Raw genomic sequence first — 25,412 nt, 5'->3', positions numbered from 1 at the left:
GATCAGTTGGCGTAGGCCTTGATTGAATCTGCAATCGCTTTTCTGGCCTCATCGGCGCTGCCCCAGCCCTCTACTTTTACCCACTTGCCTGGTTCCAGGGTTTTATAGTTCTCAAAGAAGTGTTTGATCTGGTCACGCAGCATAACCGGCAGATCTTCGAGTTCTTTGACGTGATCGTAGGCCGTAGTCAGTTTGCCGTGCGGCACAGCAAGTAGTTTAACGTCACCACCGGCTTCGTCTTCCATGTTCAGCACGCCCACTGGCCGGCACCGGATAATGGAGCCTGGCTCAACCGGATGAGGGGTAACAACCAGCACATCGATTGGGTCGCCGTCGTCAGCCAGAGTGTGGGGGATAAACCCGTAGTTTGCCGGATAGAACATGGGGGTGGCCATGAAGCGGTCTACCAGCAGCGCACCCATATCCTTGTCCAGTTCGTACTTGACCGGTGAGCTGTAGGCGGGGATTTCAATGGCAACGTAAATATCTTCTGGCGGGTTTTTGCCAGCGGGGATGTTATCGAATTGCATGTGCGATCCTTTCTGGTAGGTCTCGAGTGTGCGTAATACTGCGGTTAAAATTTGTGCGCGCAATTATACGTAACTCGCACGCAGTTCGAAACTAAACGTTGGTAATGTCTGGCGAAAAGGTGGCTTGCAAAGGGGAGCGGTTTGCTCTCTACCCCTTGGTGAGTGCCACCCCGGAGTAAAGAGGGGTTGTTTAAAGCTTAATCTGCTTGGCTATCAGCTCTTTCATGATTTCGGTGGTTCCCCCACCAATGGACAGTATTTTTGCGTCCCGGTACAGCCGGTCAACCACTGATTCGCGCATAAAACCCATGCCGCCGAAAAGCTGCACGGCTTCACGGGTGACGTTTTCACAAACCTCCACAGAGAAATTCTTCGCCATGGCTACCTGTTTGATCGGGTTCTTGCCCTTTTGCATAAGATCCGCGCAACGGTAGGTGTACTCGCGGGCAATGTCGATCTGGGTCGCCATGTCTACCAGCTTGTGACGGGTTACCTGAAAGCCTGCAATGTTGCGGCCAAAGGCCTTGCGTTGTTGGGTGTATTCCAGAGCAGCTTCATAGGCCAGCTGAGCTGTCATGTAGGCCATGATGGAGAGCATCAGCCGCTCTGACAGGAAGTTGCTCATGATGGCAATAAAACCGGCGTTCTCTGCGCCGATCAGGCGATCAGCAGGAACTCGGCAGTCGTCGAAGAAAAGCTCCGCGGTGTCGCTGGCCCACCAGCCCATTTTGCGCAGCTTGGTGCTGTTAGAGAAGCCGGGCATGTCGCGGTCAACTAGCAGCAGGCTGATGCCGCCGTGGCCCTCGCCGCCGGTGCGTACCGCAACCGTGTAATGATCCGCGCGGGTGCCGCTGGTAATGAAAGTTTTGCTGCCGTTCACGATGTAGTGATCCCCGTCTTTCACGGCACGGGTTTTCAGGTTGGCTACGTCGGAGCCGCCGCCAGGTTCGGTAATGGCCAGCGCAGAGATTTTGTCGCCGCTCAACACTGACGGTACAATTTTTTCACGAACCGCTTTCTTCGCCCACTTCGCAACCGGGGGCAGGCCAATGTCGAGAGAACCCAGGCTGGCGACAAAACCGCCCGAAGTAGAGCGCATCAGCTCTTCGGAAACAGCCACTTTCAGGAACACATCGCCTTCACCCATGCCACCCAAAGCTTCCGGGAAACCAGCGGCGAGAATGCCGGCATCGCCCGCTTTTTTGAAAATCTCGCGGGGAAACTCGCCGGCCTCCTCCCATTCATCAATGTGGGGGAGTACGTGGGTGGTGATGAATTTACGCGCGGTCATGCGTACTTGTTCATGGGTCTCGTTGAAGTAATCAGACACGATCAAAGCACCTTTTTTGTAGACATTGAGAGCAGTGTCTCGCAATATCGTGCACCAAGCAAGCGCTTGGTTTATCGGCGACGAGACATAAAAACCGGCCTGTTATGCCAGTCTTTTGTTGGGTGTTGTCTGGATACGGTTGGAAAACCGACGGGCTCACCCGCCTTTTCGGTAAATGCTCTCAACGCCGGTCTTGGTGCCTAGTAGTAGCAAATCAGCCGGGCGGCGGGCGAACAGTCCATTGGTTACAACGCCCACAATGTTGTTCAATCTTTCCTCAATATGGATCGGGCGGGAAATATCCATATTGTATATATCCAGAATAATGTTGCCGTTGTCGGTTGTGAAACCGTCTCGATAGACCGGGTCGCCGCCCAGCTTTACAATTTCACGTCCCACATGGCTGCGTGCCATGGGAAGCACTTCGACCGGCAAAGGGAAGTCGCCCAAAATGTCTACTTTTTTGGATTCATCAGCGATGCAGATAAAGGTCCTGGCCACCTCTGCCACAATTTTTTCGCGGGTGAGCGCGCCACCACCGCCTTTTATAAGTTCAAGGTTTTCGTTGGTTTCATCAGCACCATCTACATAAAACTCCAGCTCTCCGGCGCTGTTCAGGTCGTAAACTGGAATGCCGTGGCTCTTTAAGCGCTCCGCAGTCGCTTCGGAACTGGCTACGGCGCCATCGAACTCTGTTTTCAGGTCTGCGAGCAACTCGATGAAGAAATTAGCCGTACTTCCTGTGCCAACGCCAATAATGCTGTCACGTTCCAGGCGTGGTGATATGTAATCCACTGCAGCCTTGGCAACGGCTTTCTTGAGTTCGTCCTGGGTCATGGGGCGCTCCGGGTGAAAATCGTGTGGGTTCTGCGCCATTATAACGCCTAAGGGCGACCTGCTTATAGACGGCTGCCGTGCAAACTTTCTACACTGTCCGTTTTCCTCGACCATTCAACAGCAATCGGAACCATCATGCCGCAACGCTACATCAAGAAGATTCTCGATGCGCGCGTCTATGACGTCGCCATTGAAACGCCGTTAACTGAAGCCCGTAGCCTGTCCAAGCGCTTTGGCAACAGCATTATGCTTAAGCGCGAAGATCTTCAGCCGGTGTTCTCCTTCAAGATTCGCGGTGCGTATAACCGGATAGCACAGCTGTCGGAAGAGCAAAAAGCCAAGGGTGTAATCTGTGCCTCTGCCGGCAATCATGCCCAGGGTGTGGCGCTGGCAGCCAAAAATTTAGGTATCAAGGCTGTCATTGTGATGCCGCAGACCACGCCGGAGATCAAGGTGCGCTCGGTGCGGGGGCATGGCGCCCGTGTTGTTCTGAAAGGTGATGCATTTGATGAGGCAGCCACCCATGCGCATGAGTTGATTGAAAAGCATGGCTACACCTATATCCCTCCCTACGATGACCCGGACGTGATCGCCGGGCAGGGCACTGTTGCCATGGAGGTGCTGTCGCAATTCAGCAAGCCGATCCACGCGGTGTTTATTTGTGTAGGTGGGGGCGGCCTGATTGCGGGCATGGCGGCCTACATCAAATATCTGCGGCCTGAAATCAAGGTGATTGGCGTTGAACCGGAAGACTCCAACTGCCTGCAAGCTGCTTTGAAAGCGGGCGAGCGGGTTACTCTGGATGAAGTCGGGCTGTTTGCCGATGGCGTTGCCGTAAAACAGATCGGTGAGCACCCCTGGGAGATCTGTAAGGATCATGTGGACGAAGTGATCACTGTCTCGACCGACGAGATTTGTGCCGCTATCAAGGATATTTTCGAAGATACACGCTCAATTTCCGAACCTGCTGGTGCCCTGGGTGTTGCCGGTATCAAGAAATATGTTGAGCGGGAAAAGATAGAAAACGAGAACCTGGTGGCCACCCTGAGTGGCGCCAATATGAACTTTGACCGGTTGCGGTATGTTTCTGAGCGCACAGAAATAGGCGAGAGACGCGAAGCCATTCTCGCGGTGACTATTCCCGAAAAACCCGGGGCTTTCAAAACCTTCATCAATGCTCTGCACAAACGCAGTATCACGGAGTTTAACTACCGCTACGCAGGAGCCACTCAAGCTGTCATTTTTGTCGGCATACAGGTGCCGGCGGGCGGCCTTGGCCGGGACGAGTTGGTGCAGGATCTCCGTGAGAACGGCTATTCGGTTGTCGATTTAACCGATAGTGATATGGCCAAACAACACATACGCCACATGGTAGGCGGGCACGCGCCCACGATTACCAATGAGAAGGTATTCCAGTTCGAGTTTCCGGAACGTCCCGGCGCCCTGCTGAAGTTTTTAATGTCGCTGGGTACGCGCTGGAATATTTCCATGTTTCACTACCGCAATCACGGTGCGGCATACAGCCGGGTGCTGCTGGGCGCTCAGGTGGAGGATGATGAGGTAAAGGCTTTTGAAGCCATGCTTGAAAAAGTGGGCTTTCGCTATGAAAACATGACTGATAACGAGGCCTACCAGCTCTTCCTCGGGGCAGGTAACGGCAAGGCACTCTAGTTTGTGAATCACGTCGGCCCGGGTGTTTTAGCGTCCGGGCTGATTTCTGTTCTAACCCTTCTGAGCTTTCCTGTCTGTATTTCTTACTGAATCTTAATCTGTTAAAAATTGTAAAATCCGGGATGCGTGTTAGTCTTCATTGCAATTCTTGAAGGCAAGAACAGCTAGCTGATTTACTGCAAGTTTAATTTTATTCAGAACAGGAATTCGCGTCATGGGTGGCAAGCCTGACATTATCCGGGCAATCGTACTGATTTTTGCTGTCGGCCTTGTGATTACGGGGTTTACTTCACTTCAGGCGTCAGAAGACAAGTCAGCGGCCGTGACGGAAGGCGCAGTGGGTGGTGCCCAACTGGTCTTGGCTCCACTCCCCAGGTAACACTGCCCAGGTAACGCAGTTCTGCTATTTTACCCGGTAAATCTGCCTGTCTGTTGCAATGCTATGCAATGGTACGTCCCAGGGTTCAATCGGTAAGGCCCCGACTTTCTGACAATCGTGAGCCAGGCCGATCAGCTTTGGGGCTAGCCTTGGTCGTAATCGACTGAACGCAAACGTTCGGTCGTAAAAGCCTCCTCCCATTCCCAGTCTTCCACCACTTACATCAAACCCCACCAGGGGGAACAACACCGCGTCTAACGCCCAGGCGGGGCGTTTTAGCCCTTTGCTAAAGGCAGGCTCTGGAATGCCGAACCGGTTGGCGACGAGCTCAACACCGTCGTAATAGGGGCTGAATACCAGCTTGCCCGGATGTATCGGGTGCAGCACGGGCAAGTAGAAGTGAATGCCTTTGCGCCGGGCCATAGCCATGAAGGGGTGCGGGTCAATTTCGCCATCGTTGGGCAGGTAAATGGCTATGTGTTTGGCTCTGTACAAATCCGGATGCTTTAGCAGGTTCAAGGCAAGGGTTGCAGAGGCTTGCTCCTGTTCCCGTTGGGACAACGCACGCCTGAGCGCACGCAGGTGCTTGCGTAGTTCGCGGCGCGAAAAAGAGGATAAATCGGTTTCAGAAGAGGATGAGTCGATGAACTTGCTCAAAATAAAGCTTCCCGAGCTGCCGTTATCGGATGTGGCCCTTGAACCCAGAGTTCAAGGTCGGTGGCCGCTGTGACATATTAGGCTTTCCCCTTAACGGGGACGTGCTCACAATGCCCTAGAGTAGCCACCTGGGTAAAGCGCATCGGCTCGAGGACGAATCCGACCAGCGAACAGCCCAAGAAGTAGATTCATTATAGGGCCAGACCCGGGGCCGATTGCAACACCTATTGCTGAATCCATCCGGAATCAATGGTTGGAAGGCTCTCCCAGGGCATCTTCCAACTTGCTGTCCATGGCCTTGAGAAGGGTGCTGGTGGCGTCGGACATGGTGTCCCGCTCAAGCAGTTCGTGGGTCATGTTCAATGCCGCCATGACTGCGATGCGCTCGGTTCCGAACACTTTGCCACTGGTACGTATTTCACGCATTTTGCTGTCCAGGTGTCTGGCTGCCCGGATAAGGGCTTCCTGCTCTTCTTCGGGGCAGGCGACCAAGTACTCCTTATCGAGAATTTTCACCTCAACAGTGGTGGGTTGCGTAGACATCAGTGGTGCTCCAGTGCCCGAAGGCGGCCGATCATTGCTTCGATCTTGTTTTTAGCAAGATCATTTTTTTGCATAAGCTGGGCCCGCTCCCGGTTCCAGTCATCCTGCAACTGCTTCAGAGTAGCGTTGTTCTGCTCCAGTTTCTGACAGTGTTCGATCAGCCTGTCCAGCTTGTCCGCTAATGCTTGTACTTCGGACTGTTCCATGACGTGCCCAGCATAGGTTGAAGGTAATTGCGACTAACTATAAGTGTGCGCGCCAGAACGGTCAATTTACAGGGGTGTCATAAGTTCACAGCACAGTGTTTTGAGTGCGCCCGGATGTTAGCATAGTGGTCTATTTCCATAACACAGGATTGTCTTGGCTCATGTCAGAAACCGACACTTCCGGCGCGGCATACGCCGTTGAATTCGAGCGTTGGGCGAATGTTTTTGCCACCCACAAGGCCTATAGCCACCCCTCCGAACTCCACGGGGCCCTTTGTGGTCGCCTGGCAGCAGGCGCCCGCCTGGAGGAGCCCGAGTGGAAGTACACGGTCTGTGAACACATGGGTTTGCCTGAGAGCACCCTGGAAGACAGCGCAGACTTGGCCAGATTTATGAGCGAGGCGTATGAGCAGACGCTGGCTTCGCTGAAATCAGACGATATGAGCTTCCACCCTCTGTTGCCCGACGATGATTATGTTATTGACCAGCGGCTGGAAGCGCTGGTGGCCTGGGTGCGCGGTTTTCTCGAAGGCATGGCCCTGTCTGCCGGGGAATCCCTCGGACAGGCACCGGACGAGATTCGTGAGCTGATGGAAGATATGGTGGCTATCAGCCAGGTGTCTGAAGATCAGGAACCGGGTGACGAAGGCGAGCAGCAGCTGCTGGAAATAGTTGAATATATCCGGCTGGGTGCTTTGGCTGTTTTCACCGAATTTAACCCTCCGGAAAAACCAGCCCCACAAACGTCAACATTGCACTGAGCATCTCACACTCTGCGGGAGAACCTATGTCGTCCATTATACCCGTCAAAGAATTCGCCGAGCGCCGTCGCAAGCTGATGGAGCGCATGGCGCCAGACAGCATTGCCATTATACCTGCGGCACCCGAACATGTTCGCAATAGGGATGTACTGCATCCGTTCCGCCAGGATAGCGACTTCCAGTATCTGACAGGCTTTGGCGAGCCCGAGGCGGTGCTGGCACTGATCCCGGGTCGGGAGCACGGTGAGTCGGTGTTGTTCTGCAAAGAGAGAAACCCCGAAAAAGAGCTTTGGGATGGTTTTTTAATGGGGCCAGAGGGTGCGATCGAGCGGTACGGCCTGGATGACGCGTTTCCGGTATCTGATATCGATGACATCCTGCCGGGCATGATTGAAGGTCGCAGCCGGGTCTATTACCCGCTGGGAAAAGATCAGGGTTTTGATACCCGGGTGATGGACTGGGTTAAGGTGATTCGCAGCAAGGTGAGAAGTGGCGCGCATCCGCCGGGCGAGTTTGTATCACTTGAGCACTTTTTGCACGATCTCAGGCTTTATAAAAGCGCCAGCGAGATCAACGCCATGGCCCGCGCCGGTAAAATCAGTGCCCAGGCTCACTGTCGCGCTATGAAGCGAGCGCGCAAAGGCGGCAACGAATACAATCTTGAGGCTGAGCTGATTTATACTTTCATGGATCATGGCGCGCCTTCCACGGCGTATCCATCCATTGTTGGTAGTGGTGCCAATGGCTGTATTCTGCATTACATCGAGAATTCTGCACCGCTGAAAGACGGTGATCTGGTGCTCATTGATGCCGGCTGCGAAGTGGAATGCTATGCCTCAGACATTACCCGCACCTTCCCGGTTAACGGCACCTTCAGCCCGGAGCAAAGAGCAGTCTATGAAGTTGTATTGGCTGCCCAGTACGCGGCTATTGAGGCTGTTCGCCCGGGTAATCACTGGGATCACCCGCATCAGGCGGCCTTGAAAGTTCTGACCGGCGGCTTGATCGAACTGGGTTTGTTGTCTGGCACGGTTGAGGACGCCATTGCCAGCCAGGCTTTCAAACCCTTTTTCATGCACCGCACCGGCCATTGGCTGGGCCTGGATGTACATGATGTAGGCGACTACAAAGTAGGCGACGCCTGGCGGCAACTTGAGCCGGGCATGACACTTACCGTTGAGCCTGGGCTGTATATTTCGCCGGGCAATACCGATGTGGATGAGAAGTGGCGTGGCATTGGCATTCGTATTGAAGACGACGTGGTGGTCACGAAAGAGGGCTGCCGCGTGCTGACCAGCGATGTGCCGAAAACCATTGAAGAGATCGAAGCACTGATGGCGGAATGAGCCTGTGAAACACTCCGATACCGATGTAATTATTGCCGGCGGTGGGCTGGCGGGGGCAACGCTGGCACTGACTCTTGCCAGAGTCGCGCCAGGCTTGAAAGTGACGGTGGTTGAGGCGTTTCCACTATCTGCGGATGCATTGCCAGATTCTTATCAGCCAAGCTATGACGCCCGCTCCACCGCACTGGCGTGGGGCTCGCGGCTCATTTTCGAAGAGCTCGGTCTTTGGTCGCGGTTATCGGAGTATGCAACACCTATCCAGCACATTCATGTGTCTGATCGGGGCCGGTTCGGGGCCACCCGCCTTAACGCCAAAGAGTATGAGCAACAAGCCCTGGGGTATGTGGTGGACAACCGCTGGATGGGGTTGTGCCTGATGCGGGAGTTGCTCGAAACCAACACCCAATGGTTGGCGCCGGCGGAAGTTATTGACATGACGCCTACCGGGCAGGGCGTAAGCGTTTCAGTAAAAAGTGAGGATGAGATCAATACCGTTGCTGCTCAGTGTCTGGTTGTTGCAGATGGTGGGCGCTCCGGGCTCAGGGAAAAGCTCGGGTTTCAAGCCAGTCATCACAGTTATGACCAGAATGCGCTGATTGCCAACGTAACCACCAGCGACAGTCATGAGTTTTCGGCCTATGAGCGTTTTACCGATGCAGGACCCATGGCGTTGTTGCCCCATGGGTCGCCATTTCGTGCGGGCCATCAATCTGCACTGGTGTGGACGTTGAGCAACAGCGAGCTTGAAGAGGTTCTGGCCATGACGCAGAGTGAAAAGTGCCAGCGGCTTCAGGAGCGGTTTGGCTGGCGCCTGGGCCGGTTTACCCATACCGGTGAGTGCAGTCACTACCCGCTCATACTGACCACCGTAGACGAACCCATACGGCCAGGCGCTGTGCTTGTGGGCAACGCAGCGCACGCCTTGCATCCGGTAGCGGGGCAAGGGTTCAATCTGGCCTTGCGAGGGCTGATGACACTGGCGGAACAGTTCCGGTTAGCTGCAGAACAAGGCCAGTCGGCAGGAAGTTTCCAGATACTGCGTCGTTATCATCAGTTACACCGCCCGGATTGGCAGCAAACCGTGCAGTTTTCAGATTCGTTGATTCGTATTTTTGGCCATTCCCTTGCGCCTGTGGCGGCAGCGCGGGACGCCGGGTTGATCGGGCTGGATTTATTGCCAGGAGCCAAGCGTCTGTTTGCTCGCAAAGCCATGGGCACAGGTGGGCGCCGTGCAATTATTAATGGGCCTGCTTCGAGCGATCAGATATGAGTGATATCACCGTATACGACATTCTGGTGGTGGGGGGCGGCATGACCGGCACCGCGCTTGCTCTTGGCCTGTCTCAGCAAGGCTGGAGGGTTGGCCTGATTGAAGGCAGTGAGCGTTCCGCTCTGTTGAAAGTTCCCGAGCCTGTTGAAGGCGTGGCGGATTTTGAGCCACGGGTCAGCGCAATTTCCATGGCCAGCCAGAAGCTACTGGAATCCCTGGGTGCATGGGAGGGTGTTGCCGCCGGTCGCCACTGCGCCTACCAGGCTATGACTGTGTGGGATGGTGACGGCACCGGGCGCATCCATTTTGAAGCCGCCGAACTTCAAGCCCGCGCCCTGGGGACTATTGTTGAGAATCGCAGTCTGGTCAGGGCGCTGTTTGAAACGGTTGAAGTCAGCAATGTTGAGCTGATTGATGGCGTACAGGTTACGGGTAGTTGGTTGGATGGTGGCCGGCGTGGCATTGAGTTGGCCGATGGCCGCAAACTGGTTGCACAGCTTGTGGTTGCGGCGGATGGCGCCAACTCCCGCATGCGCCAATGGGTCGGGCTACCCACTCGTGAGTGGGATTACGACCAGCAGGCCATTGTATGCACCGTGCGCACTGCACAAAGCCACAGATACACAGCCTGGCAGCGGTTTTCGCAAACCGGGCCGTTGGCATTTTTGCCCTTGGCAACCGAAAACGGCGATGAAACTTTTTGCTCCATTGTCTGGTCGCAGGATACCGATGAAGCGCGCCGTCTGATGGCGCTGGATGAAGCAACGTTTACCGCGGAGCTTGAGCGGGCGATAGAGCAAGAATTGGGTGCTGTGGAAATGATTTCCAGGCGTTTTGCCTTTCCGCTCCGGCAACGGCACGCCAAAGACTATGTCGCAACCGGTTTCGTTCTGGTGGGCGATGCTGCTCACACCATTCACCCGCTTGCGGGGCAGGGCGCTAACCTGGGGTATGGCGATGTCAGGGTGTTGATGGACGAGTTATCCAAAGCCAGAGCTGGCGGGTTGAGCCCTGCCAACGAGCTTGTGCTGGCCCGTTATCAGCGCCGTCGCAAAGCTGAAAACCTGACCATGATGGCCGCCATGGAGGGCTTCAAGCAACTCTTCGGCCGTGATGAGTTGCCACTCAGATGGATCAGAAACACAGGTATGCGTTGGTTGGACGGTCGGGGCCCGATAAAAAACCGTATCGCAGCAGAGGCGATGGGGCTTATTATTTAAATACTTCGTATTTACTCAGCCCACAAAAAGGATCTGCACTGATGGCAGGAACCAGTCTGTTAGCGCTTATCGATGATATTGCCGCACTTCTTGACGATATCTCCCTAATGACAAAAGCCGCGACCAAGAAAACCGCGGGTGTGTTGGGAGACGATCTTGCCCTGAATGCGCAGCAGGTAACCGGCCTAAAGCCAGTGCGCGAGCTGCCCGTGGTTTGGGCCGTAGCCAAAGGCTCGCTGATAAACAAGGCGATTCTGGTGCCAGGCGCTGTTGCCGTCAGTTTTTTTGTACCCTGGCTGGTCACGCCGCTATTGATGCTGGGCGGGGCTTTTCTGTGCTTTGAAGGCGCTGAAAAGCTTGCGCACAAATTTCTGCACGCAGAGGACGAAAAGCAGCACAAAGAAGAGCTGCGCGAGGCGGTGAAGCAGCCAGAGGTTGATTTAAAGGCCTTTGAAAAACGCAAAATAAAAGGCGCAGTGCGAACCGACTTTATCCTGTCTGCAGAGATCATTGCCATTACACTCGGTGTTGTGACCGGCGAGAGCATAGGCTTGCAATTTGCCGTGCTGTCGGTGGTAGCCGTGATGATCACCGTCGGTGTATACGGCCTGGTTGCAGGCATTGTGAAGCTCGACGATGGTGGTCTTTACCTGACTCAAATGGACAGTGAGTTTGCACAAAAAACAGGGCGGGGCATTCTGTGGCTGGCGCCATATATGATGAAGACCTTGTCCATCCTGGGGACCCTGGCCATGTTTCTGGTGGGCGGTGGCATTCTCGTACACGGCATAACGCCGGTTTATGACGCCATTGAACACGTTGCTGGTGGTCTCGGCGGCCTGTCGGCCACGCTGATCCCTGTGTTGGCCAATGGCATAATCGGCTTGCTGGCGGGAGCGCTGCTGGTGGCGGTGATAACGCCTTTACTTAAGTTGTGGCAGGCCAGGTCTGGCGCATCTTAGCCCGGAGGTATTCCGGTTCAGCTGCAGGCGTCGAACAGCCGGCTTGCAAGCACAGGCACCGCGGTTTCCACCCGAAGAATGCGAGGCCCCAAGTGAACGCCCAGGCAACCCGCTTCTTCAAGCTTGCCCACCTCGTAGGGTGTAAAACCACCCTCCGGGCCGACACAAAGCACGGCCGGGTTGCTCAGGTGTGTCGGGCAGGGTGTCAGGGTGCCGGGGTGAGCTACCAGAGCCTGCTTGCCTTTTAGCAGGGCAGGTAGTTCATCTTCCACGAAGGGCTTGAACAGCTTGCGGATATGCACGTTCGGCATGACCGTATCTTTTGCCTGCTCCAACCCGAGGGTCAGGTTTTCATGCAGGTTTTCATCTGAAAGCAGCGGCGTTTGCCAAAAGCTTTTTTCCACCTTGTAGCTGTTGATCAGCCAGATATCCTTAACACCCAGTGTCGCGCTGGTTTGCAGAATGCGGCGGAACATCTTGGGCCTGGGCATGGCGAGAACGAGCGTGAGAGGCAACTGAGCCGGTGGCTGCTGGTCCAGCATTACAACCAGTTCGGCTTCCGAGTGGGTGAGCTTAACCACCTTGCCAAGCCCCATCAGACCATTCATACGGCCGACCGGCAGGTGGTCTCCGATGGCGATGCCCAGCACGGATTTTATGTGCTCAAGCCGCCTGCCCTGTAGCACTGCACGGTTGGGTGCCACAAAATCCCCATCAAACAGCAAGGCCAGGTTCATTCAACCGATGACTCGTCGGTGTCCGGCTCTGCTACCTCGCGCTTTGCCAGCCGGCCGAACAGAATGCCGAGCTCGAACAGAATCCACATAGGCACAGCCAAAAGTGTTTGCGAAATAATGTCTGGCGGCGTCAGCATCATGCCGATAATAAAGCAGCCAACCACTACGTAAGGCCGTTTTGCCGCCAGGTCAGCCGGTGTTGTAACGCCGCTCAGGATCAGCAAAATGGCGGCAATGGGGATCTCAAAGGCCACCCCAAAGGCAAAGAACATCTTCAGCACAAAGTTGAGGTAGCTGCTGATATCCGGCAATTCAACAATGCCCTCCGGCCCTATGGCGGTAAAAAAGTTGAACACCAAAGGGAACACCACGAAATAGGCGAACGCGGCGCCCAGATAAAACAGGAGAACGGAGGTAAATAACAATGGGAAGGCCAGGCGCTTCTCGTGAGCATAAAGTCCCGGCGCTACAAAGCTCCAAAGCTGGTAAAGAATAACCGGGATAGCGGCAAACACTGATAAAAACAATGCCAGCTTCAGGGGTGCGAAAAACGGCGAGGTAATATCCGTAGCGATCATGGTTTGCCCGACTGGCAAAAGTGACCGAATGGGCTCGGACAGCCAGAGGTACAGCTCGTTGGCAAAAGGGTAGATCACCGCAAAACAAATAACGACAGCCAGAATCATTTTCAGCAAACGGTTGCGAAGCTCCAGCAGATGCTCCACAAGAGGCATTTGCGGCTGTTCGGAAGAGTCATTCTGGTGTTTTGGGTCATTACCGTCTGTTTTTGCAGTCATGAAGGCTTATCCGACGGTGTTTTCGGGGCATCCGGCTGGTCCACCTTGCTCTCTTGGGCGTCGTTATTTGAACCGCTTTGCAGGCTCTGATCTGCCACCGGTTGTTTGTCGGCTGCTTTTTTGCCAACCGGTTTGTCCGATTTGATCATGTGCTCATATTGTTTGGCTTCATCCAGGGCACCGCGTACCGTTTTTTTAACGTCATCCAACCCTACATCGCCGGCTTCGCGCAGCTCTTTTCTCAGTTCATCGGCTTTCAGCTGGCTGTCCAGCTCATTGGTAAACTGGCTTACCATACGACGCGCACCACCAACCCAGCGGCCGGCGGCCCGGGCCGCAGTAGGCAGCCGCTCGGGGCCAAGCACCAACAAGGCAATAACGCCGCAGATCAGCAGCTCAATAAAGCCGATATCAAACATACTGCCTGGTCTCAGCTATTGGATTTTTCCTTTGGCTTCTCTTCTGCCGCCTGCGAGGTTTGCTCGTCGGCTTTGCCTTCCAGAGAATCCGGGTCTTCGGTTTTGTTGCTGTCATCGTCGTCATTCATGGATTTCTTGAAGCCACGAATGGCGCCGCCAAGATCGCCACCAATGTTGCGAAGTTTTTTGGTTCCGAACAACAGAATAACAATGCCCAGTACAATAAGAAGCTGCCAGATACTGATGCCCATTACGGGATCCTCGTTTTGATGTTTCCAATCGTGTGTATTGTACGCCACTCAAGCAGGTTGGCGGAAACCCCCGTAAGGGGTATTGCGCCATTACTCGCTTCGGGATGCCTTCTCGTCCAGCCCTGAAAGATCAAACCGGCTGGATAGTTCATCCAGAACATCCTTCGAGCTGAGGCCCAGGCTGGAGAGCATCACCATACTGTGAAACCAGAGGTCTGCGGTTTCGCTGATGACCGCGCGGGTGTTTTCCGAGTGCTCTGCATCCTTGGCGGCCAAAAGAGTCTCGGTGCACTCCTCGCCCACTTTTTCCAGAATCTTGTTCAAGCCCTTGGCATGAAGACTGGCAACGTAAGATTTTTGCGGGTCGGCGGATTTTCGGGCTTCCAGAACCCGAGTGAGGTTTTCCAGAACATCACTCACTGCAAATACTCCTCATTGACTGCCATAAATGGCATCGGGATCTTTAATAACGGGTTCAGTGCTCGCCCAGTGTCCATCCTTCAAAGAGCGGTAAAAACAACTGCGCCGACCAGTATGGCAGGCTATACCGCCTTTTTGCTCTACTTTCAGTAATATCACATCTTCGTCGCAATCAAGGCGAATGTCCTTAACAACCTGCTGGTGCCCGGACGATTCACCTTTGCGCCAAAGCTTGCCCCGGGAGCGAGACCAGTAAACTGCCTGGCCTTCCTCAGCTGTTAAACGAAGCGATTCCCGGTTCATCCAGGCCATCATCAGAATATCACCGCTGGCAGCATCCTGGGCGATTGCCGGGACCAGTCCGTCTGCTGTCCAGCGAATGGCTTCAAGCCAATCAAGAGTGCCTAGATTATCAGAGAAGTCTTTCATTTTTATGAATCCTGAGAGTTTTACCGGCAGAAGTATCAGTTGCGTTGTTCAGAGTTACAGCTTCGCACGAAGCAGATTCAAACCAAGGCCGATATACACAAAACCTGTGACTTTACTTATGGCCCCAGACAAACGTCTATTCGACCTGGCCGCCTCTGCAAATCGGGAAGCGAACGCGACAAGTAAAAGACACCACAAGGTACCGCCCAGCACAAACACGCCCCCTAAAAATAAAAAAATACTGGGGCCATTGTTGCTGCCAGGAACCACAAATTGTGGCAGAAATGCGAGAAAGAAGATGGCAATTTTGGGGTTTAATAAGTTGGTGAGAAATCCCTGATAGAAAAACTGTAAGCGGCGTTGAGCGGCCGCGCCAGTGGATTCGGTCAGTGTGCGATTGCTGCGCAAAGCTTGAATGCCAAGGTAGATCAAATACGCGGCACCAATAAATTTAACCGCCGTAAATGCTAACGCTGAACTCGCCAATATCGCAGAAAGCCCGATGGCTGCGAATAAGGTATGCGCTAGAATTCCTGCGCTCACACCAAATACGGATAGCAGTCCCGCTAAACGCCCCTGGGATATTGTTCTGGCTAAAATGTACATGGTGTCGGGGCCCGGTGTAATCCAGAGCAAAAAGCTCGCGCTTAAAAACAGCAAAAAATCATGAGCTTCCAGCATCTATGCTCCCTGGAGGAAAGTGACTTGCTCCGTGCCTAATCGACTAGCTCTATTCCCAAACACTCTAGCAAGTTCAATGCTTCAAACCGTGAAAATTTAGCGCATTCCACGTTGTTCTCTAATACGTTAATCGCATAGTTGGTTGAATCGCAGAAATCGACACTTTGGAGGCTCGTTCGCATGAACACGCTGTGCGTGAAATCGCTATAGTTCATTGCTGATTTGTTAAAGTTCCCTTCACGGAAATCAACATCATGCAGCTTGCACTCATCCAAGGTGAGCTCGTTTAAAGTGAGCCCGAAGAACGATGAGTCGTTTAAGATGCAGTGTTCAAACCTCAGCTCAAAATCAACGTGGTAGATAGGCCAGGTCGCTTGTGTCCAATCAATACCAATCAGCTTGCATTCTCGAAAGTTAATTCCAAATAACCTCGTGTTAAAAAGGTTTACCAAGCTGAGGTTGCAGCGGACAAATTCGCAGTTAACAAAGTTGCAGTTCTGAAATTTGACGCCAGAAAAATCACAGTCTAAAAACTGGCACTCTTCAAATTCGACCCCTTCGTAGCACTCTTCAGGCACCTCATGCTTTTTGAAGGAAGCTTCTAGGTGCTGTTCACCATCTTTAAAAATTTTCATTGGGTAGCTCGGTCGATCTCTTTCGCTTGCTTCGATGTTTTATTTTCTATAAAAGCGTTCATGTCCTTTTCAAACTGCTGTACGTCTTGTGGGTTCACCGGAATCTTTGGGACACCGCTGTTAGGCGGCTCTGTAGAGCTCTCAGTGCTGGGCTGAGTTCTCTTGCTGAGGTTTGTGGTAACAAGAAGGCCAACAATCATTAAGGCGATTAACAAAATAATCAGCCGCATGACGGTACCGTACTATTTTTCATGTGTTGGTCTCCACATTCATACTCGATTGAGTGCAGAAACACCTTCGATTTCAACCACGGTTTTAGCATCTGATCGCTCAATGATTTTCACCAACGTCGATTGAATGGTTTCGTCTTCTCGGGCATCATTTTCACTCATAAGTGCTTGCTCCTGCGGCTCTGAGCTCTCTTGCGAAATGAATGAAATAACGATTTTCGTTGCAGAGTCAGCCGTTTCCCCGAAGTATTCCAAAGAAATTTCCGGGTAGCCATTGAAACCTTTTTTTACCTGCTTTGCGATCCGTTTTTTTGCTTTATCGATGTTCATAATTGGAGCCTGGTGAATTGGGTTCAAGTAATAAACGAAGCCCCTTATATCATCTGCAAGAACCGCAGAAGCTGACTGACTGTTTTGAAGTGGCTGAATGTGCGACCCTCTCACTCTTCGTGGCCCTTAGTTCAGGTGCCTCGTCCATCTTCAGGGAATCTGGACACCATGCAAACACTGCCAACTTACACATGCTTCTATACACCCCTGCGCTCGGTGCGGCAACTGACAGCGCTGCTCATGCTGGCGTTTCTGCTGACCGGCTGCGGCATTAACAACATTCCCACCTACGACGAAAAGGTTAAGTCCGCTTGGTCGCAGGTCGAAAATCAGTATCAGCGCCGGGCCGATCTGGTGCCAAACCTGGTGGAAACCGTCAAAGGCTTTGCGACCCAGGAAAAAGAGACCCTGACCGCCGTGATTGAGGCGCGCTCCAAGGCAACGTCCATTCAAGTTGACGAAAGCATTCTTAACAACCCCGAGAAGCTCCAGCAATTCCAGCAAGCTCAGGGCGAGCTTAGCAGTGCATTGAGTCGCCTGATGGCTGTTTCTGAACGTTACCCGGATTTGAAATCCAACCAGAATTTCCTTGCGCTGCAATCGCAGCTTGAAGGTACAGAGAACCGCATATCCGTAGCAAGGCGCGATTTTATTCAGGCCGTTGAGCGTTACAACACGGAAATTCGCACCTTCCCCGGCAAAATCTGGCACAGCATTCTCTATAGCGACATGGAGCGGCACGAAAACTTCAAAGCCACCACAGAAAACGCCGACGAGGCGCCCAAGGTAGAATTTTAATGCAGTTTTCCTTGCGCCATTTCCCGTGCTATTCCTTTGCAGCGCTGATTGCCCTGATCGTTTTGCCGGTGTCAGCTGCCTTGGCTCAGTCTACCCCGGACTTTCCGGAGCTGAGTGGGCGTGTGGTCGACAAGGCCGAGCTGCTAAGCCCGACCACTGAAACCAAAATCACTCAAATGCTAAAGGCCCATGAACAGGAAACCACAGAGCAGGTTGTGGTGGTTACTTTGCCTGATCTGCAGGGCTACGCCATAGAAGATTACGGCTACCAGCTGGGTCGGCATTGGGGCATTGGCCAAAAGGGCGAGGACAACGGCGCCTTGCTCATTGTTGCCAAACAGGAACGCAAAATCCGGATTGAAGTTGGCTACGGTCTGGAGGGGCGTCTCACCGATGCCGCATCCGCCACGATCATCAACCGGATTATGACGCCTGCGCTCAAGCAGGGGCAGTTTGAGCAGGGTATTGGTAATGGTGCTGCGGCGATTGTGAAAGTGCTTGGTGGTGAACCTCTGGCCGCTCCAGGCCAGGCCACTGGCGGTCAGCAGGAAAAGCCGAATGGACGCCTGGTGACGCTGTTTTTTATGATCATAATGGGCGTAATTTACTTCGTCGGTGGTGGCCGGGGCCGTGGTGGGCGGGGTGGTGCAGCCGCTCTGCTCGGTGGCGCTCTATTAGGTGCCAGCATGGGTGGCCGTGGTGGTGGCGGATTCGGTGGTGGCTTTGGCGGCGGGGGCGGAGGCTTCGGCGGTGGAGGTGCTTCCGGTGGCTGGTAGCAGCATGACATTCTTCGCCAGAACAGCCTTCAATACATCAAAAAGCGATACCCCATGACACTATTAAACGAGCAAGAACAGGCAAAGGTTGCGGCTGCCATCAGTGCAGTCGAGCGGGAAACAGACGCTGAAGTGGTGACTGTACTGACGGCTCAGGCCGATAACTACGCCTATATCCCACTGCTTTGGGCCGGGCTTATTGCGCTGCTGATGCCTGGCATTGTCAATTATGTAACCGGCTGGTTGAATGCTGACATGTTGTTGCTTGGCCAGTGGAGTGTGTTCATCCTGCTCAGTGTGGTGTTCCGGATACCTGGTATCAACCGGCGGCTTATCCCTCGTTCTGTACGCTACTGGCGAGCCTCCAATCTGGCCCGGCGGCAGTTTTTAGAGCAGAATCTGCATCACACCGCTGGTGCTACGGGCATGCTGATTTTTGTTTCAGAAGCCGAACGTTACGTCGAGATTCTGGTAGATCAGGGCATTTCCAGCCAGGTAGACAACGACGCCTGGGAAGCCATCATTGCGGCGTTTACCGAACAGGTGAAGCAGGGCGAAACACTAAAGGGCTTTATGGCCTGCATCGAAGCCTGTGGCGGGCACCTGAAAACCCATGTGCCAGCTACTCGCCAGAAGAATGAACTGCCAAATCATCTGGTGATATTGTCTTAAAGCTCTAATCTTCCTCAAGGCAGTACCGGCTCCGGTTTCAGAAACGGTGCCGGATCAATCGGGCCGCCTGAGTAAATCCCGAAGTGAAGATGGGGCGACGTGGTTCTGGCGTTACCGGTGTTGCCCACGTATCCGAGTATCTCGCTTTTTTTAACGACATCGCCGGATTCAATCGCGAATGAGTCGAGGTGTGCATAGTAGTAGCTCGCACTGCCGATGCCCAGCATGCCGCCCGACAGCCACACGTGGTTGCCGCCAATGCCACCTGTGTCCGTTTGAACACGGCCATCAATGACCGCTCTGACGGCGTTCCCCTTTTTGCAAAGATATCCACGCCGTGATGCTCTCGGGCGCCGCCATCGCGGGATGCGCCGAAACTGCTGCCTATATTGCGCTGCGATGCAGCTTCTACGGGGAACGGCAATGAGCCGCCAGTGGCGATAGCCAGCGAATACTCTACCCTGGCGAATAGCTCCGGTTGAAGCACAATGCGGTAGGTGCCAGGTTGCGGTGCAACCCAGCTCTTGGTTACACCATCTGCATTCAGTTTTTCGATGGTTGACCAGCCTTGCTTGTCACTTTTGTGGCGCTCCAGACTGGCGTAAAGCCGACTGCCTGAGGTATCCAAACGAGAGAGTTGCCAAACCAGCTTTTCTCCCCGCTCAAGTGCCACCTGATAGACATGCGCCTCAATCTGATCATCTGTAAAGGCTTTGGAGGTGCGGTACTGACCACCAACTTGTAAAGGTTGCTCACTGGCCCGCTCAACGGCGCTGATCCATCGCTGCCCCAAGGGACTATCCATCAACCCTGCCAAGCTCAAACGCCAGGCAAAAAGATCTCTCGGTGACCAGCCCAGCATATCGAAGGCCAGGTAATGTACTGCGTTTTCGCTGCTTTCGGCTGCGTTGTGTCGCAGGTCATCACGCATAACCAGAAGCATGATAAGCAGAACCAGCAGGCCAAAGAGCAGCCAGGGACGAATACCACGCTGCCCGGGCTTCACAGGGTTGTCAGCGGCTGTGGAAGCAGTTTCAGACACGGACCTTTGCTGGCTACCGAGTGCTTTGGATGGGTTGCTCATGCCAACATTCACCAGTTGCAGGAAGGTTTACGTAACGAGCCACTACTCGCGCCCGGGCAAATCCGACAGTTCCTCGTCAAGGCGTTTTATCTCGCTGTTCTGTTTTTCGATTTTTTCCTGGTACTTACGGATTTTATCCGATTCTCCATCTTCTTCAGCCTCTTTGAGGTCAGCCTTATACTCCACGATATCTTCCTTGGCTTCCTCTATGTCTTCGACTAAATCTTCTCTAATACCCTTGTCAGTACAATGCTTTCTGGCGCCTTCCAATGCCTTTCGTAATCCATCTTCTTTATGCTTGTTGCCCATTGTTTTAGCGATGTTAAGTTGCGTCTCTATCTCGCAGAATTTCCGTTCGCAGCCCTTTAAGCTGCTACAGTCCGAAGAGGCCAGGGCCGAAGCGGACGCTAAAAGGAATAGCAATCCAGCGAAGGCGGTTGTTGTTATTGAGAAAAGTTGAGTCGGCGTTTTGAACATGAGCGTTCTCCGAGTATGACGGTTTGGCAAGAATCCAACATAAGCATGGCTGGCGCGATATTATGATGCCAATAAATCCATCCAGAAATAGGGTATTCGAATGAAATTAAATCGACTTTTCGCCATTGGGGCGGTCAGCTCCGCGCTTGTTCTAAGCGCCTGCGCAATAATGCCGGGTGCTGATAGCGACCGGGTAACAACTGAAAACCTGGTGCAGGGTGGCGAGTGGGTTGTGGAAGATATAGGTGGCAAAGGCCTTATCGATAGCTCGCATGTCAGCATGGTATTCAGGGAAGACAACCGGGTAGGGGGCAACTCGTCCTGTAATAATTACAATGGCGAATACCAACTCGACGGATCCGAATTTACCGTTGGCGATAATATCGCATCTACCCGCAGAGCCTGCGCACCGGCGCTGATGAATCAGGAAGACCTGTTTTTGAAGCTGCTGATGAATGTAAGTGAGGCGCGTCTTGGCGATAACGGCGAATTACTGTTGAGCACCCCGGAAGGCGACACTATTCGCGCTTTCCAGTCGTCGGCCAAGTAGATACTCTGACAGGTAGTTGGGCGACAGCTCTGGCTACCTGAAGGTGCTTCCTGTCGGGTTATCCTCACCTTTTAGCCACTGCCGCGCACCACAAGCGCGCCTGCACCCGCAAGCAATGCCCAGGACCATAGCGGCGCGCTCTCTGCCCAGGCGCGAGCCTCTGGCAGGGTTCCGATGGCAGCGGCAGCGATCAGTGCCACGGCTATAATCCCCCGGCGCCAGCGTCGGTCTGTTTTGCGTTGCTGCTCCCGCAGAAGAGCCAGTGTGTCCTGATTTTGCTTCTCAGTGGGGCCCGCGTTGCGCAGTTGTAGCAACGCATCGTGAACCAGTTGCGGCATTTCGGGAGACTGTTCCAGCCAGGCTGGCAGATGGGTTTGCAGGGACTTTATCAAACCGGATGGCCCGATGCGTTTGCGCATCCAGGTTTCCAGAAAGGGCTGTGCGGTACTCCAGAGATCGAGATCCGGATAAAGCTGGCGGCCCAGGCCTTCCACGTTCAACAAGGTCTTTTGTAGCAGCACCAGTTGCGGCTGTACTTCCATATTGAACCGGCGGGCTGTCTGGAACAGTCGCAGCAGAAAGTGGCCGAAGGAAATGTCCTTCAACGGCTTTTCAAAAATGGGCTCGCACACGGTGCGTATCGCCGCTTCAAATTCATTCACCCGGGTGTCCGGCGGTACCCAGCCGGATTGGATGTGGAGCTGCGCAACCTGCCGGTAATCCCTGCGGAAGAAAGCCAGGAGGTTGCGGGCCAGGTAGCTTTGATCGTCCGGTGCCAGGGTGCCAACAATGCCAAAATCTATGGCGATGTATTTTGGGTCTGCCGGGTTGGATGCGTCTACAAAAATATTACCCGGGTGCATGTCGGCGTGGAAGAAACTGTCCCGGAATACCTGGGTGAAAAAAATCTCCACGCCCTTTTCCGCCAGTACCTTCAGGTTCACACCGGCAGCCTTCAGCGCAGCAACATCAGCAATGGGAGTGCCGTGGATGCGTTCCATAACCATGACGGATTTGCGGGTGTAGTCCCAGTTGATAAAAGGGATGTAGATCAGCGAGGACCCTTCAAAGTTGCGGCGCAACTGGCTGGCGTTGGCGGCTTCGCGCTGTAGGTCCAGCTCGTCGTGAATGGTGGAGTCGTAGTCGGCGACCACGTCTACCGGATGCAGTCGCTTGCCTTCTGTCCAGTACTTTTCAAGCAGGCCGGCCATCAGGTACATCAGGGCAAGGTCCTGGCGAATAACCTTGTCGATGCCCGGGCGCAGCACCTTTACGACAACGCTCTGGCCGTTGGGCAGCGTAGCGGCATGTACCTGTGCTACAGAGGCGGAAGCCATGGGGTCGGCTCCGAAGGTCTCGAACAGTTCTGAAACTGGCGCCCCCAGAGAGGTTTCAATAATGGTACGGGCGGCGTCGCTGGAGAAGGGCGGCACCCGGTCCTGCAGGTTTTTCAGGGATTCTGCCATGTCGTCCGGCAGAAGATCACGGCGGGTGGAGAGGATCTGGCCGAATTTCACGAAAACTGGCCCAAGCTCTTCCAGGGCCAAGCGTAGGCGATCACCCCGGCTGAGTTTCGGCTGTGGGAAAAAGTGCCACGGTGCCAGCAGGAAAATAACTTTCAGCGGCCCGGGCAGCTCAGCCAGCGGCAAAAACGTATCGAGCCGGTAGCGGCAGAATACCCAGGAAATTCGAAACAGGCGTTGCAGGCGGGTCACGGAGTCTCCGGTTTGTCAGTGATACCACGACGTTCAATCTGGTTTACGCGGGCTTCCAGGCGTTCGGTGCGTAGGCTGAGGGTGTCGATATCCTCAAAGGTCGCTTCGAGTTCCCGGCGGCCCGGCAGTGCGCGGCTCTCTTCGTGAACGTATTCTTCAATGTTGGCGTTCAGAACGCCGAAAGCCTGGCGACTCCAGCTTACTGAGCTGCGAATGCGCTTGCCAATAAAGTGGGCAGGCACATCACCAATGTGTCTGGCCATAGCCGCTTCCCAATCCGGGTTGAGCTGGTCCAGCGCCCGTTGAAACTGGTGTGCCAGGTTGGTATCGCCCACCACTGCAAGGCGGTTGTCTGCAAATACACGGTTGTCGCCCGCAGCCAGTGCGGCGAACGCCAGGGGCTTACCACTGATTGTCAGGGCAGGTTCTTCCCCGGGCTGGCTGCGCACTTGCACGCGGTTGCCTGTTCTGTGGAGCGAACAGGTTAATGAAACCGGATCGGTCATGTGAAACTGCACCGGCCCTTCAAGAGCGTCCAGCAGCGCCTGCCGGCCCGAGGGGGTCAGTTCAAGGGCGTGGTTCAGCGCTCGCTCGATGATGGCTGTTGCCGCCGCAAGCAGGGTTGGGCCGGGAAACATCAGGGTTTGATTCCCACATGAAGAGCAACAACACCGCCGGTCATGTTGTGGTATTTGCAGTTCACCAGACCGGCGTTCTCCATCATGCCTTTGAGAGTATCCTGATCCGGGTGCATACGGATGGACTCAGCCAGGTATTTGTAGCTTTCACTGTCGCCGGCAATAAGTTGGCCCATCAATGGCAGGGCGGTAAACGAATAGGTGTCGTAAGCTTTGCTGAGCAACGGGTTGGTGGGTTTGGAAAACTCCAGAATCATCAACTTGCCGCCGGGTTTCAGTACCCGGGTCATATCCCGAATTGCCTGATCCTTGTCGGTTACGTTGCGCAGGCCAAAGGCAATGGAGACGGCGTTGAAGTTGTTGTCCGGAAAGGGCAAGTGCTCGGCATCGGCCTGCACATATTCAATATTGCCGGCGTACCCGCGATCAGTAAGGCGACTGCGGCCCACCTTCAGCATGGAGGCGTTAATGTCGGCAAGTACTACCTGACCATCCCGCCCCACAAGATCTGAGAACTTCATGGTCAAATCGCCGGTTCCACCGGCAATGTCCAGCACTTTATGGCCGGGGCGCACACCGGAAAGCTCAATGGTGAAACGCTTCCATAGCCGGTGAATGCCCATGGACATCAGGTCGTTCATGAGATCATATTTGCCCGCTACGCTGTGAAAAACGTCGGCCACCTGGCTGGCTTTCTGGCTTTTGGGTACATCGCGGAAGCCGAAATGGGTCACGTCGTCCTGGCCGTTGTTGGTGTTGGCCGGCGGTTGTTGTTCACTCATGGGGCATGTCCTGTCAGAATCTGAATCCCGTATTCTAACGGTTGAGGGGGTTGCTACAAGAGTGGCGGCATGTTTAATACCGCCTTACACTGTAAATCCTTTAACTTTTGAAGAGAAAGCTGATCCATGTCTGTCATTGATGTACACCGCGCCCATACCCTTGATAAAGATCATGCCCGTGATGCGGCAGAAGCGCTTGCCCGTGATCTGTCCAGCCAGTTCGATCTTGATTCCCAGTGGGAAGGTGACCACCTGAAGTTCAAGCGCTCGGGTGTGAAAGGTTACCTCAACATCACCGCTAATGATTTGCATGTGCACCTGGAGCTGGGCATGCTGCTGCGGCCGTTCAAGGCGAAGATTGAGAGTGAGATTCACAGTCAGCTGGATCAGGTTCTGAAAGCCTGAACCTTCAGGTTTTATTCACAGGTCGTCCGGGAGTGCAAACGGCTTCGGGTGGCCGTTGAGAATATTGTCCATAACCCGCTGCTCCCGGGTCACCAGGCGGTTAATGAGCAAGTCTACGTTATCCATCCTCCGGAATGCCGAGTACCCCCTCTGAAGGAAGTTGTGCAGATCGCTCAGGTTGGCCATTTCTGCTGGTGTACGGCTCATTGAGAGCAGCCAGCCCAGGGTGCGGTTACGCACATACCGGTCGAGTTGCTGGCCGACGTCGGCTACCAGTACCACTTGCCTTTTGCGTTGTTCCAGCATTTGGCTGGCGCGGTATGCCTCACAGTAGTGTTCAGCAGTGACGGAGTTGGCGGGAATATTACGCTCGTCCAGCAGTTCCGTTAATTCAAGATCCAACCGCTGGGTTATCAGGTTCAACTCTACCAGCCCGGCAAGCATTTCCAGTTGGTGATCTGGCAACCACTTGACCATTTTCGGGAACACCCGGTCTATATTGTCATCGCGCCGGGTCATGCTGGCAGGGGCATAAAGATCGGTTAACAGGAACTCCAGGCCCGCGTGATAGCCGGGGTGCTGATACAAATCCCGGTGGGTCGATTTCAGGCGTTCTGCCTGCCAGTCTGCAATAGCGAAGGTGCTGCTTAACAGGCGGTGGCCCGCTTTATGAAGCCGGAAATCGTGATAATCCAGTAACAACCGCTGCAAGCGATGGGCGCCTTCTGAGCGTACATCCGTGTTAACGAGTCGCTCACGGTACATGGGGAAAGCTCCGGTAAGATCTGTGTAGAGACCTGTAGTTTACCGGAGGTAAGGCGAGGGTGCAGTAAGGCGAGCTAATGGCCGGGCTTACTCATTTGTCTGTGTGGCC

The 25,412-nt window shown here is 54.1% G+C and carries 34 protein-coding genes and 1 other RNA gene; 12 read left to right on the top strand and 23 right to left on the bottom strand.

All coding sequences use genetic code 11. The annotated features are described in order from the left end of the window. Window positions 1-2: 2 nt before the first annotated feature. From ppa to rpiA, 3 genes are all read right to left on the bottom strand, one after another. Complete coding sequence (gene ppa, locus ACTHYN_RS01185; protein WP_441810657.1) at window positions 3-530, bottom strand: inorganic diphosphatase; 528 nt, start codon at window positions 528-530, stop codon at window positions 3-5. Between the two features lie 190 nt (window positions 531-720). Continuing rightward, entirely contained in the window at window positions 721-1,860 is a 1,140-nt protein-coding gene (locus tag ACTHYN_RS01180) for an acyl-CoA dehydrogenase family protein (protein WP_441810656.1), read from the bottom strand. Window positions 1,861-2,016: 156 nt separating this feature from the next. Beyond that, entirely contained in the window at window positions 2,017-2,697 is a 681-nt protein-coding gene (gene rpiA / locus ACTHYN_RS01175) for a ribose-5-phosphate isomerase RpiA (protein WP_441810729.1), read from the bottom strand. A gap of 135 nt (window positions 2,698-2,832) precedes the next feature. On the opposite strand from rpiA, the gene ilvA reads away from it, so the two are divergent. Both ilvA and ACTHYN_RS01165 read left to right on the top strand, forming a co-directional pair. Beyond that, window positions 2,833-4,368: a threonine ammonia-lyase, biosynthetic gene (ilvA, locus tag ACTHYN_RS01170; protein ID WP_441810655.1), complete on the top strand. Its 1,536-nt coding sequence runs from the start codon at window positions 2,833-2,835 to the stop codon at window positions 4,366-4,368. Window positions 4,369-4,582: 214 nt separating this feature from the next. Further along, window positions 4,583-4,747 carry a hypothetical protein gene (locus ACTHYN_RS01165; protein ID WP_441810654.1) on the top strand — a complete coding sequence of 55 codons (165 nt, stop codon included), beginning with the start codon at window positions 4,583-4,585 and terminating at the stop codon, window positions 4,745-4,747. Between the two features lie 24 nt (window positions 4,748-4,771). Here ACTHYN_RS01165 and ACTHYN_RS01160 read toward each other — a convergent pair whose 3' ends face one another. The 4 genes from ACTHYN_RS01160 to ACTHYN_RS01145 form a co-directional block, all read right to left on the bottom strand. Then, a complete protein-coding gene (locus tag ACTHYN_RS01160; RefSeq protein ID WP_441810653.1) occupies window positions 4,772-5,404 on the bottom strand; it encodes a 5-formyltetrahydrofolate cyclo-ligase in 633 nt (210 codons plus the stop codon). Window positions 5,405-5,408: 4 nt separating this feature from the next. After that, window positions 5,409-5,589: non-coding RNA, 6S RNA (gene ssrS / locus ACTHYN_RS01155), on the bottom strand. A 61-nt stretch (window positions 5,590-5,650) separates the two neighbouring features. Further along, on the bottom strand, window positions 5,651-5,947 hold the full coding sequence (locus ACTHYN_RS01150; protein WP_441810652.1) for a cell division protein ZapA: 297 nt from the start codon (window positions 5,945-5,947) through the stop codon (window positions 5,651-5,653). After that, window positions 5,947-6,153, bottom strand: coding sequence for a TIGR02449 family protein (locus ACTHYN_RS01145; protein ID WP_441810651.1), 207 nt, complete (start codon window positions 6,151-6,153; stop codon window positions 5,947-5,949). Before ACTHYN_RS01145 ends, ACTHYN_RS01150 begins: the two co-directional genes overlap by 1 nt. A gap of 161 nt (window positions 6,154-6,314) precedes the next feature. Between ACTHYN_RS01145 and ACTHYN_RS01140 the strand changes: the two genes are divergently transcribed. From ACTHYN_RS01140 to ACTHYN_RS01120, 5 genes are read left to right on the top strand one after another with little or no spacing between them, the layout of a single operon-like run. Further along, window positions 6,315-6,914 (top strand): UPF0149 family protein, encoded by a 600-nt coding sequence (locus ACTHYN_RS01140; RefSeq protein ID WP_441810650.1) that lies wholly within the window; start codon window positions 6,315-6,317, stop codon window positions 6,912-6,914. A 26-nt stretch (window positions 6,915-6,940) separates the two neighbouring features. Then, window positions 6,941-8,260 carry a Xaa-Pro aminopeptidase gene (gene pepP / locus ACTHYN_RS01135; RefSeq protein WP_441810649.1) on the top strand — a complete coding sequence of 440 codons (1,320 nt, stop codon included), beginning with the start codon at window positions 6,941-6,943 and terminating at the stop codon, window positions 8,258-8,260. A 4-nt stretch (window positions 8,261-8,264) separates the two neighbouring features. Beyond that, entirely contained in the window at window positions 8,265-9,530 is a 1,266-nt protein-coding gene (gene ubiH / locus ACTHYN_RS01130) for a 2-octaprenyl-6-methoxyphenyl hydroxylase (RefSeq protein WP_441810648.1), read from the top strand. Next, window positions 9,527-10,750, top strand: coding sequence for an FAD-dependent monooxygenase (locus tag ACTHYN_RS01125; protein WP_441810647.1), 1,224 nt, complete (start codon window positions 9,527-9,529; stop codon window positions 10,748-10,750). The genes ubiH and ACTHYN_RS01125 overlap by 4 nt, the downstream gene beginning before the upstream one ends. A gap of 41 nt (window positions 10,751-10,791) precedes the next feature. Continuing rightward, window positions 10,792-11,712, top strand: a complete 921-nt coding sequence (locus ACTHYN_RS01120; protein WP_441810646.1) for a DUF808 domain-containing protein — start codon at window positions 10,792-10,794, stop codon at window positions 11,710-11,712. A gap of 17 nt (window positions 11,713-11,729) precedes the next feature. Here ACTHYN_RS01120 and ACTHYN_RS01115 read toward each other — a convergent pair whose 3' ends face one another. From ACTHYN_RS01115 to ACTHYN_RS01070, 10 genes are all read right to left on the bottom strand, one after another. Next, complete coding sequence (locus tag ACTHYN_RS01115; RefSeq protein WP_441810645.1) at window positions 11,730-12,449, bottom strand: 16S rRNA (uracil(1498)-N(3))-methyltransferase; 720 nt, start codon at window positions 12,447-12,449, stop codon at window positions 11,730-11,732. After that, on the bottom strand, window positions 12,446-13,246 hold the full coding sequence (gene tatC / locus ACTHYN_RS01110) for a twin-arginine translocase subunit TatC (protein ID WP_441810644.1): 801 nt from the start codon (window positions 13,244-13,246) through the stop codon (window positions 12,446-12,448). Before tatC ends, ACTHYN_RS01115 begins: the two co-directional genes overlap by 4 nt. Continuing rightward, the gene (gene tatB / locus ACTHYN_RS01105; protein WP_441810643.1) at window positions 13,243-13,665 is read right to left on the bottom strand and encodes a Sec-independent protein translocase protein TatB; all 423 of its coding nucleotides are present in this window, start codon (window positions 13,663-13,665) and stop codon (window positions 13,243-13,245) included. Before tatB ends, tatC begins: the two co-directional genes overlap by 4 nt. A gap of 11 nt (window positions 13,666-13,676) precedes the next feature. Further along, on the bottom strand, window positions 13,677-13,916 hold the full coding sequence (tatA, locus tag ACTHYN_RS01100) for a twin-arginine translocase TatA/TatE family subunit (protein WP_441810642.1): 240 nt from the start codon (window positions 13,914-13,916) through the stop codon (window positions 13,677-13,679). Between the two features lie 90 nt (window positions 13,917-14,006). Next, window positions 14,007-14,336, bottom strand: coding sequence for a phosphoribosyl-ATP diphosphatase (locus tag ACTHYN_RS01095; protein ID WP_441810641.1), 330 nt, complete (start codon window positions 14,334-14,336; stop codon window positions 14,007-14,009). Window positions 14,337-14,348: 12 nt separating this feature from the next. Then, the gene (gene hisI, locus ACTHYN_RS01090; RefSeq protein ID WP_441810640.1) at window positions 14,349-14,765 is read right to left on the bottom strand and encodes a phosphoribosyl-AMP cyclohydrolase; all 417 of its coding nucleotides are present in this window, start codon (window positions 14,763-14,765) and stop codon (window positions 14,349-14,351) included. 54 nt (window positions 14,766-14,819) lie between these two features. Next, window positions 14,820-15,446, bottom strand: a complete 627-nt coding sequence (locus tag ACTHYN_RS01085) for a LysE family translocator (protein WP_441810639.1) — start codon at window positions 15,444-15,446, stop codon at window positions 14,820-14,822. A 35-nt stretch (window positions 15,447-15,481) separates the two neighbouring features. Further along, a complete protein-coding gene (locus ACTHYN_RS01080) occupies window positions 15,482-16,081 on the bottom strand; it encodes a pentapeptide repeat-containing protein (RefSeq protein ID WP_441810638.1) in 600 nt (199 codons plus the stop codon). Beyond that, window positions 16,078-16,311, bottom strand: coding sequence for a hypothetical protein (locus tag ACTHYN_RS01075; RefSeq protein WP_441810637.1), 234 nt, complete (start codon window positions 16,309-16,311; stop codon window positions 16,078-16,080). The genes ACTHYN_RS01080 and ACTHYN_RS01075 overlap by 4 nt, the downstream gene beginning before the upstream one ends. Before the next feature lie 39 nt (window positions 16,312-16,350). Next, window positions 16,351-16,641 (bottom strand): hypothetical protein, encoded by a 291-nt coding sequence (locus ACTHYN_RS01070; RefSeq protein ID WP_441810636.1) that lies wholly within the window; start codon window positions 16,639-16,641, stop codon window positions 16,351-16,353. 240 nt (window positions 16,642-16,881) lie between these two features. Here ACTHYN_RS01070 and ACTHYN_RS01065 point away from each other — a divergent pair, with 240 nt between their 5' ends. The 3 genes from ACTHYN_RS01065 to ACTHYN_RS01055 are packed head-to-tail and all read left to right on the top strand — an operon-like array spanning window position 16,882 to window position 18,887. Beyond that, on the top strand, window positions 16,882-17,439 hold the full coding sequence (locus ACTHYN_RS01065; RefSeq protein ID WP_441810728.1) for a LemA family protein: 558 nt from the start codon (window positions 16,882-16,884) through the stop codon (window positions 17,437-17,439). After that, a complete protein-coding gene (locus ACTHYN_RS01060) occupies window positions 17,439-18,215 on the top strand; it encodes a TPM domain-containing protein (protein ID WP_441810635.1) in 777 nt (258 codons plus the stop codon). The genes ACTHYN_RS01065 and ACTHYN_RS01060 overlap by 1 nt, the downstream gene beginning before the upstream one ends. 54 nt (window positions 18,216-18,269) lie before the next feature. Next, window positions 18,270-18,887 (top strand): TPM domain-containing protein, encoded by a 618-nt coding sequence (locus ACTHYN_RS01055; RefSeq protein WP_441810634.1) that lies wholly within the window; start codon window positions 18,270-18,272, stop codon window positions 18,885-18,887. 14 nt (window positions 18,888-18,901) lie between these two features. On the opposite strand, the gene ACTHYN_RS01050 is transcribed toward ACTHYN_RS01055, so the two are convergent. Continuing rightward, window positions 18,902-19,180, bottom strand: coding sequence for a M23 family metallopeptidase (locus ACTHYN_RS01050; RefSeq protein WP_441810727.1), 279 nt, complete (start codon window positions 19,178-19,180; stop codon window positions 18,902-18,904). 833 nt (window positions 19,181-20,013) lie between these two features. Further along, a complete protein-coding gene (locus ACTHYN_RS01045; RefSeq protein ID WP_441810633.1) occupies window positions 20,014-20,448 on the bottom strand; it encodes a DUF1090 domain-containing protein in 435 nt (144 codons plus the stop codon). 100 nt (window positions 20,449-20,548) lie between these two features. On the opposite strand from ACTHYN_RS01045, the gene ACTHYN_RS01040 reads away from it, so the two are divergent. Next, on the top strand, window positions 20,549-20,998 hold the full coding sequence (locus ACTHYN_RS01040; RefSeq protein ID WP_441810632.1) for an META domain-containing protein: 450 nt from the start codon (window positions 20,549-20,551) through the stop codon (window positions 20,996-20,998). A 71-nt stretch (window positions 20,999-21,069) separates the two neighbouring features. On the opposite strand, the gene ubiB is transcribed toward ACTHYN_RS01040, so the two are convergent. Genes ubiB through ubiE form a run of 3 tightly spaced genes read right to left on the bottom strand, consistent with a single transcriptional unit; the run spans window position 21,070 to window position 24,133 of the window. Further along, a complete protein-coding gene (gene ubiB, locus ACTHYN_RS01035) occupies window positions 21,070-22,713 on the bottom strand; it encodes a ubiquinone biosynthesis regulatory protein kinase UbiB (RefSeq protein WP_441810631.1) in 1,644 nt (547 codons plus the stop codon). Then, window positions 22,710-23,351 carry a ubiquinone biosynthesis accessory factor UbiJ gene (locus tag ACTHYN_RS01030; RefSeq protein ID WP_441810630.1) on the bottom strand — a complete coding sequence of 214 codons (642 nt, stop codon included), beginning with the start codon at window positions 23,349-23,351 and terminating at the stop codon, window positions 22,710-22,712. Before ACTHYN_RS01030 ends, ubiB begins: the two co-directional genes overlap by 4 nt. Next, complete coding sequence (ubiE, locus tag ACTHYN_RS01025; protein WP_441810629.1) at window positions 23,351-24,133, bottom strand: bifunctional demethylmenaquinone methyltransferase/2-methoxy-6-polyprenyl-1,4-benzoquinol methylase UbiE; 783 nt, start codon at window positions 24,131-24,133, stop codon at window positions 23,351-23,353. The genes ACTHYN_RS01030 and ubiE overlap by 1 nt, the downstream gene beginning before the upstream one ends. A 126-nt stretch (window positions 24,134-24,259) precedes the next feature. Here ubiE and ACTHYN_RS01020 point away from each other — a divergent pair, with 126 nt between their 5' ends. Further along, on the top strand, window positions 24,260-24,538 hold the full coding sequence (locus ACTHYN_RS01020) for a polyhydroxyalkanoic acid system family protein (protein WP_441810628.1): 279 nt from the start codon (window positions 24,260-24,262) through the stop codon (window positions 24,536-24,538). Between the two features lie 15 nt (window positions 24,539-24,553). Here ACTHYN_RS01020 and ACTHYN_RS01015 read toward each other — a convergent pair whose 3' ends face one another. After that, window positions 24,554-25,303, bottom strand: coding sequence for an FFLEELY motif protein (locus tag ACTHYN_RS01015; protein WP_441810627.1), 750 nt, complete (start codon window positions 25,301-25,303; stop codon window positions 24,554-24,556). Between the last annotated feature and the right edge of the window lie 109 nt (window positions 25,304-25,412).

The sequence above is a fragment of the Marinobacter sp. genome (assembly GCF_052091845.1).
In the GTDB taxonomy this organism is placed as follows: Bacteria; Pseudomonadota; Gammaproteobacteria; order Pseudomonadales; family Oleiphilaceae; genus Marinobacter.
Note: the sequence above shows the minus strand (reverse complement) of the source record. Positions and strands in the feature narration are given on the sequence as shown.

Coding starts and splice junctions, on each gene's coding strand:
- ppa (WP_441810657.1), bottom strand. CDS start 530: ATGCAATTCGATAACATCCCCGCTGGCAAAAACCCGCCAGAAGATATT.
- rpiA (WP_441810729.1), bottom strand. CDS start 2,697: ATGACCCAGGACGAACTCAAGAAAGCCGTTGCCAAGGCTGCAGTGGAT.
- ilvA (WP_441810655.1), top strand. CDS start 2,833: ATGCCGCAACGCTACATCAAGAAGATTCTCGATGCGCGCGTCTATGAC.
- ACTHYN_RS01165 (WP_441810654.1), top strand. CDS start 4,583: ATGGGTGGCAAGCCTGACATTATCCGGGCAATCGTACTGATTTTTGCT.
- ACTHYN_RS01150 (WP_441810652.1), bottom strand. CDS start 5,947: ATGTCTACGCAACCCACCACTGTTGAGGTGAAAATTCTCGATAAGGAG.
- ACTHYN_RS01145 (WP_441810651.1), bottom strand. CDS start 6,153: ATGGAACAGTCCGAAGTACAAGCATTAGCGGACAAGCTGGACAGGCTG.
- ACTHYN_RS01140 (WP_441810650.1), top strand. CDS start 6,315: ATGTCAGAAACCGACACTTCCGGCGCGGCATACGCCGTTGAATTCGAG.
- pepP (WP_441810649.1), top strand. CDS start 6,941: ATGTCGTCCATTATACCCGTCAAAGAATTCGCCGAGCGCCGTCGCAAG.
- ACTHYN_RS01125 (WP_441810647.1), top strand. CDS start 9,527: ATGAGTGATATCACCGTATACGACATTCTGGTGGTGGGGGGCGGCATG.
- ACTHYN_RS01120 (WP_441810646.1), top strand. CDS start 10,792: ATGGCAGGAACCAGTCTGTTAGCGCTTATCGATGATATTGCCGCACTT.
- ACTHYN_RS01115 (WP_441810645.1), bottom strand. CDS start 12,449: ATGAACCTGGCCTTGCTGTTTGATGGGGATTTTGTGGCACCCAACCGT.
- tatC (WP_441810644.1), bottom strand. CDS start 13,246: ATGACTGCAAAAACAGACGGTAATGACCCAAAACACCAGAATGACTCT.
- tatB (WP_441810643.1), bottom strand. CDS start 13,665: ATGTTTGATATCGGCTTTATTGAGCTGCTGATCTGCGGCGTTATTGCC.
- tatA (WP_441810642.1), bottom strand. CDS start 13,916: ATGGGCATCAGTATCTGGCAGCTTCTTATTGTACTGGGCATTGTTATT.
- hisI (WP_441810640.1), bottom strand. CDS start 14,765: ATGAAAGACTTCTCTGATAATCTAGGCACTCTTGATTGGCTTGAAGCC.
- ACTHYN_RS01085 (WP_441810639.1), bottom strand. CDS start 15,446: ATGCTGGAAGCTCATGATTTTTTGCTGTTTTTAAGCGCGAGCTTTTTG.
- ACTHYN_RS01080 (WP_441810638.1), bottom strand. CDS start 16,081: ATGAAAATTTTTAAAGATGGTGAACAGCACCTAGAAGCTTCCTTCAAA.
- ACTHYN_RS01075 (WP_441810637.1), bottom strand. CDS start 16,311: ATGCGGCTGATTATTTTGTTAATCGCCTTAATGATTGTTGGCCTTCTT.
- ACTHYN_RS01070 (WP_441810636.1), bottom strand. CDS start 16,641: ATGAACATCGATAAAGCAAAAAAACGGATCGCAAAGCAGGTAAAAAAA.
- ACTHYN_RS01065 (WP_441810728.1), top strand. CDS start 16,882: ATGCTGGCGTTTCTGCTGACCGGCTGCGGCATTAACAACATTCCCACC.
- ACTHYN_RS01060 (WP_441810635.1), top strand. CDS start 17,439: ATGCAGTTTTCCTTGCGCCATTTCCCGTGCTATTCCTTTGCAGCGCTG.
- ACTHYN_RS01055 (WP_441810634.1), top strand. CDS start 18,270: ATGACACTATTAAACGAGCAAGAACAGGCAAAGGTTGCGGCTGCCATC.
- ACTHYN_RS01045 (WP_441810633.1), bottom strand. CDS start 20,448: ATGTTCAAAACGCCGACTCAACTTTTCTCAATAACAACAACCGCCTTC.
- ACTHYN_RS01040 (WP_441810632.1), top strand. CDS start 20,549: ATGAAATTAAATCGACTTTTCGCCATTGGGGCGGTCAGCTCCGCGCTT.
- ACTHYN_RS01030 (WP_441810630.1), bottom strand. CDS start 23,351: ATGTTTCCCGGCCCAACCCTGCTTGCGGCGGCAACAGCCATCATCGAG.
- ubiE (WP_441810629.1), bottom strand. CDS start 24,133: ATGAGTGAACAACAACCGCCGGCCAACACCAACAACGGCCAGGACGAC.
- ACTHYN_RS01020 (WP_441810628.1), top strand. CDS start 24,260: ATGTCTGTCATTGATGTACACCGCGCCCATACCCTTGATAAAGATCAT.
- ACTHYN_RS01015 (WP_441810627.1), bottom strand. CDS start 25,303: ATGTACCGTGAGCGACTCGTTAACACGGATGTACGCTCAGAAGGCGCC.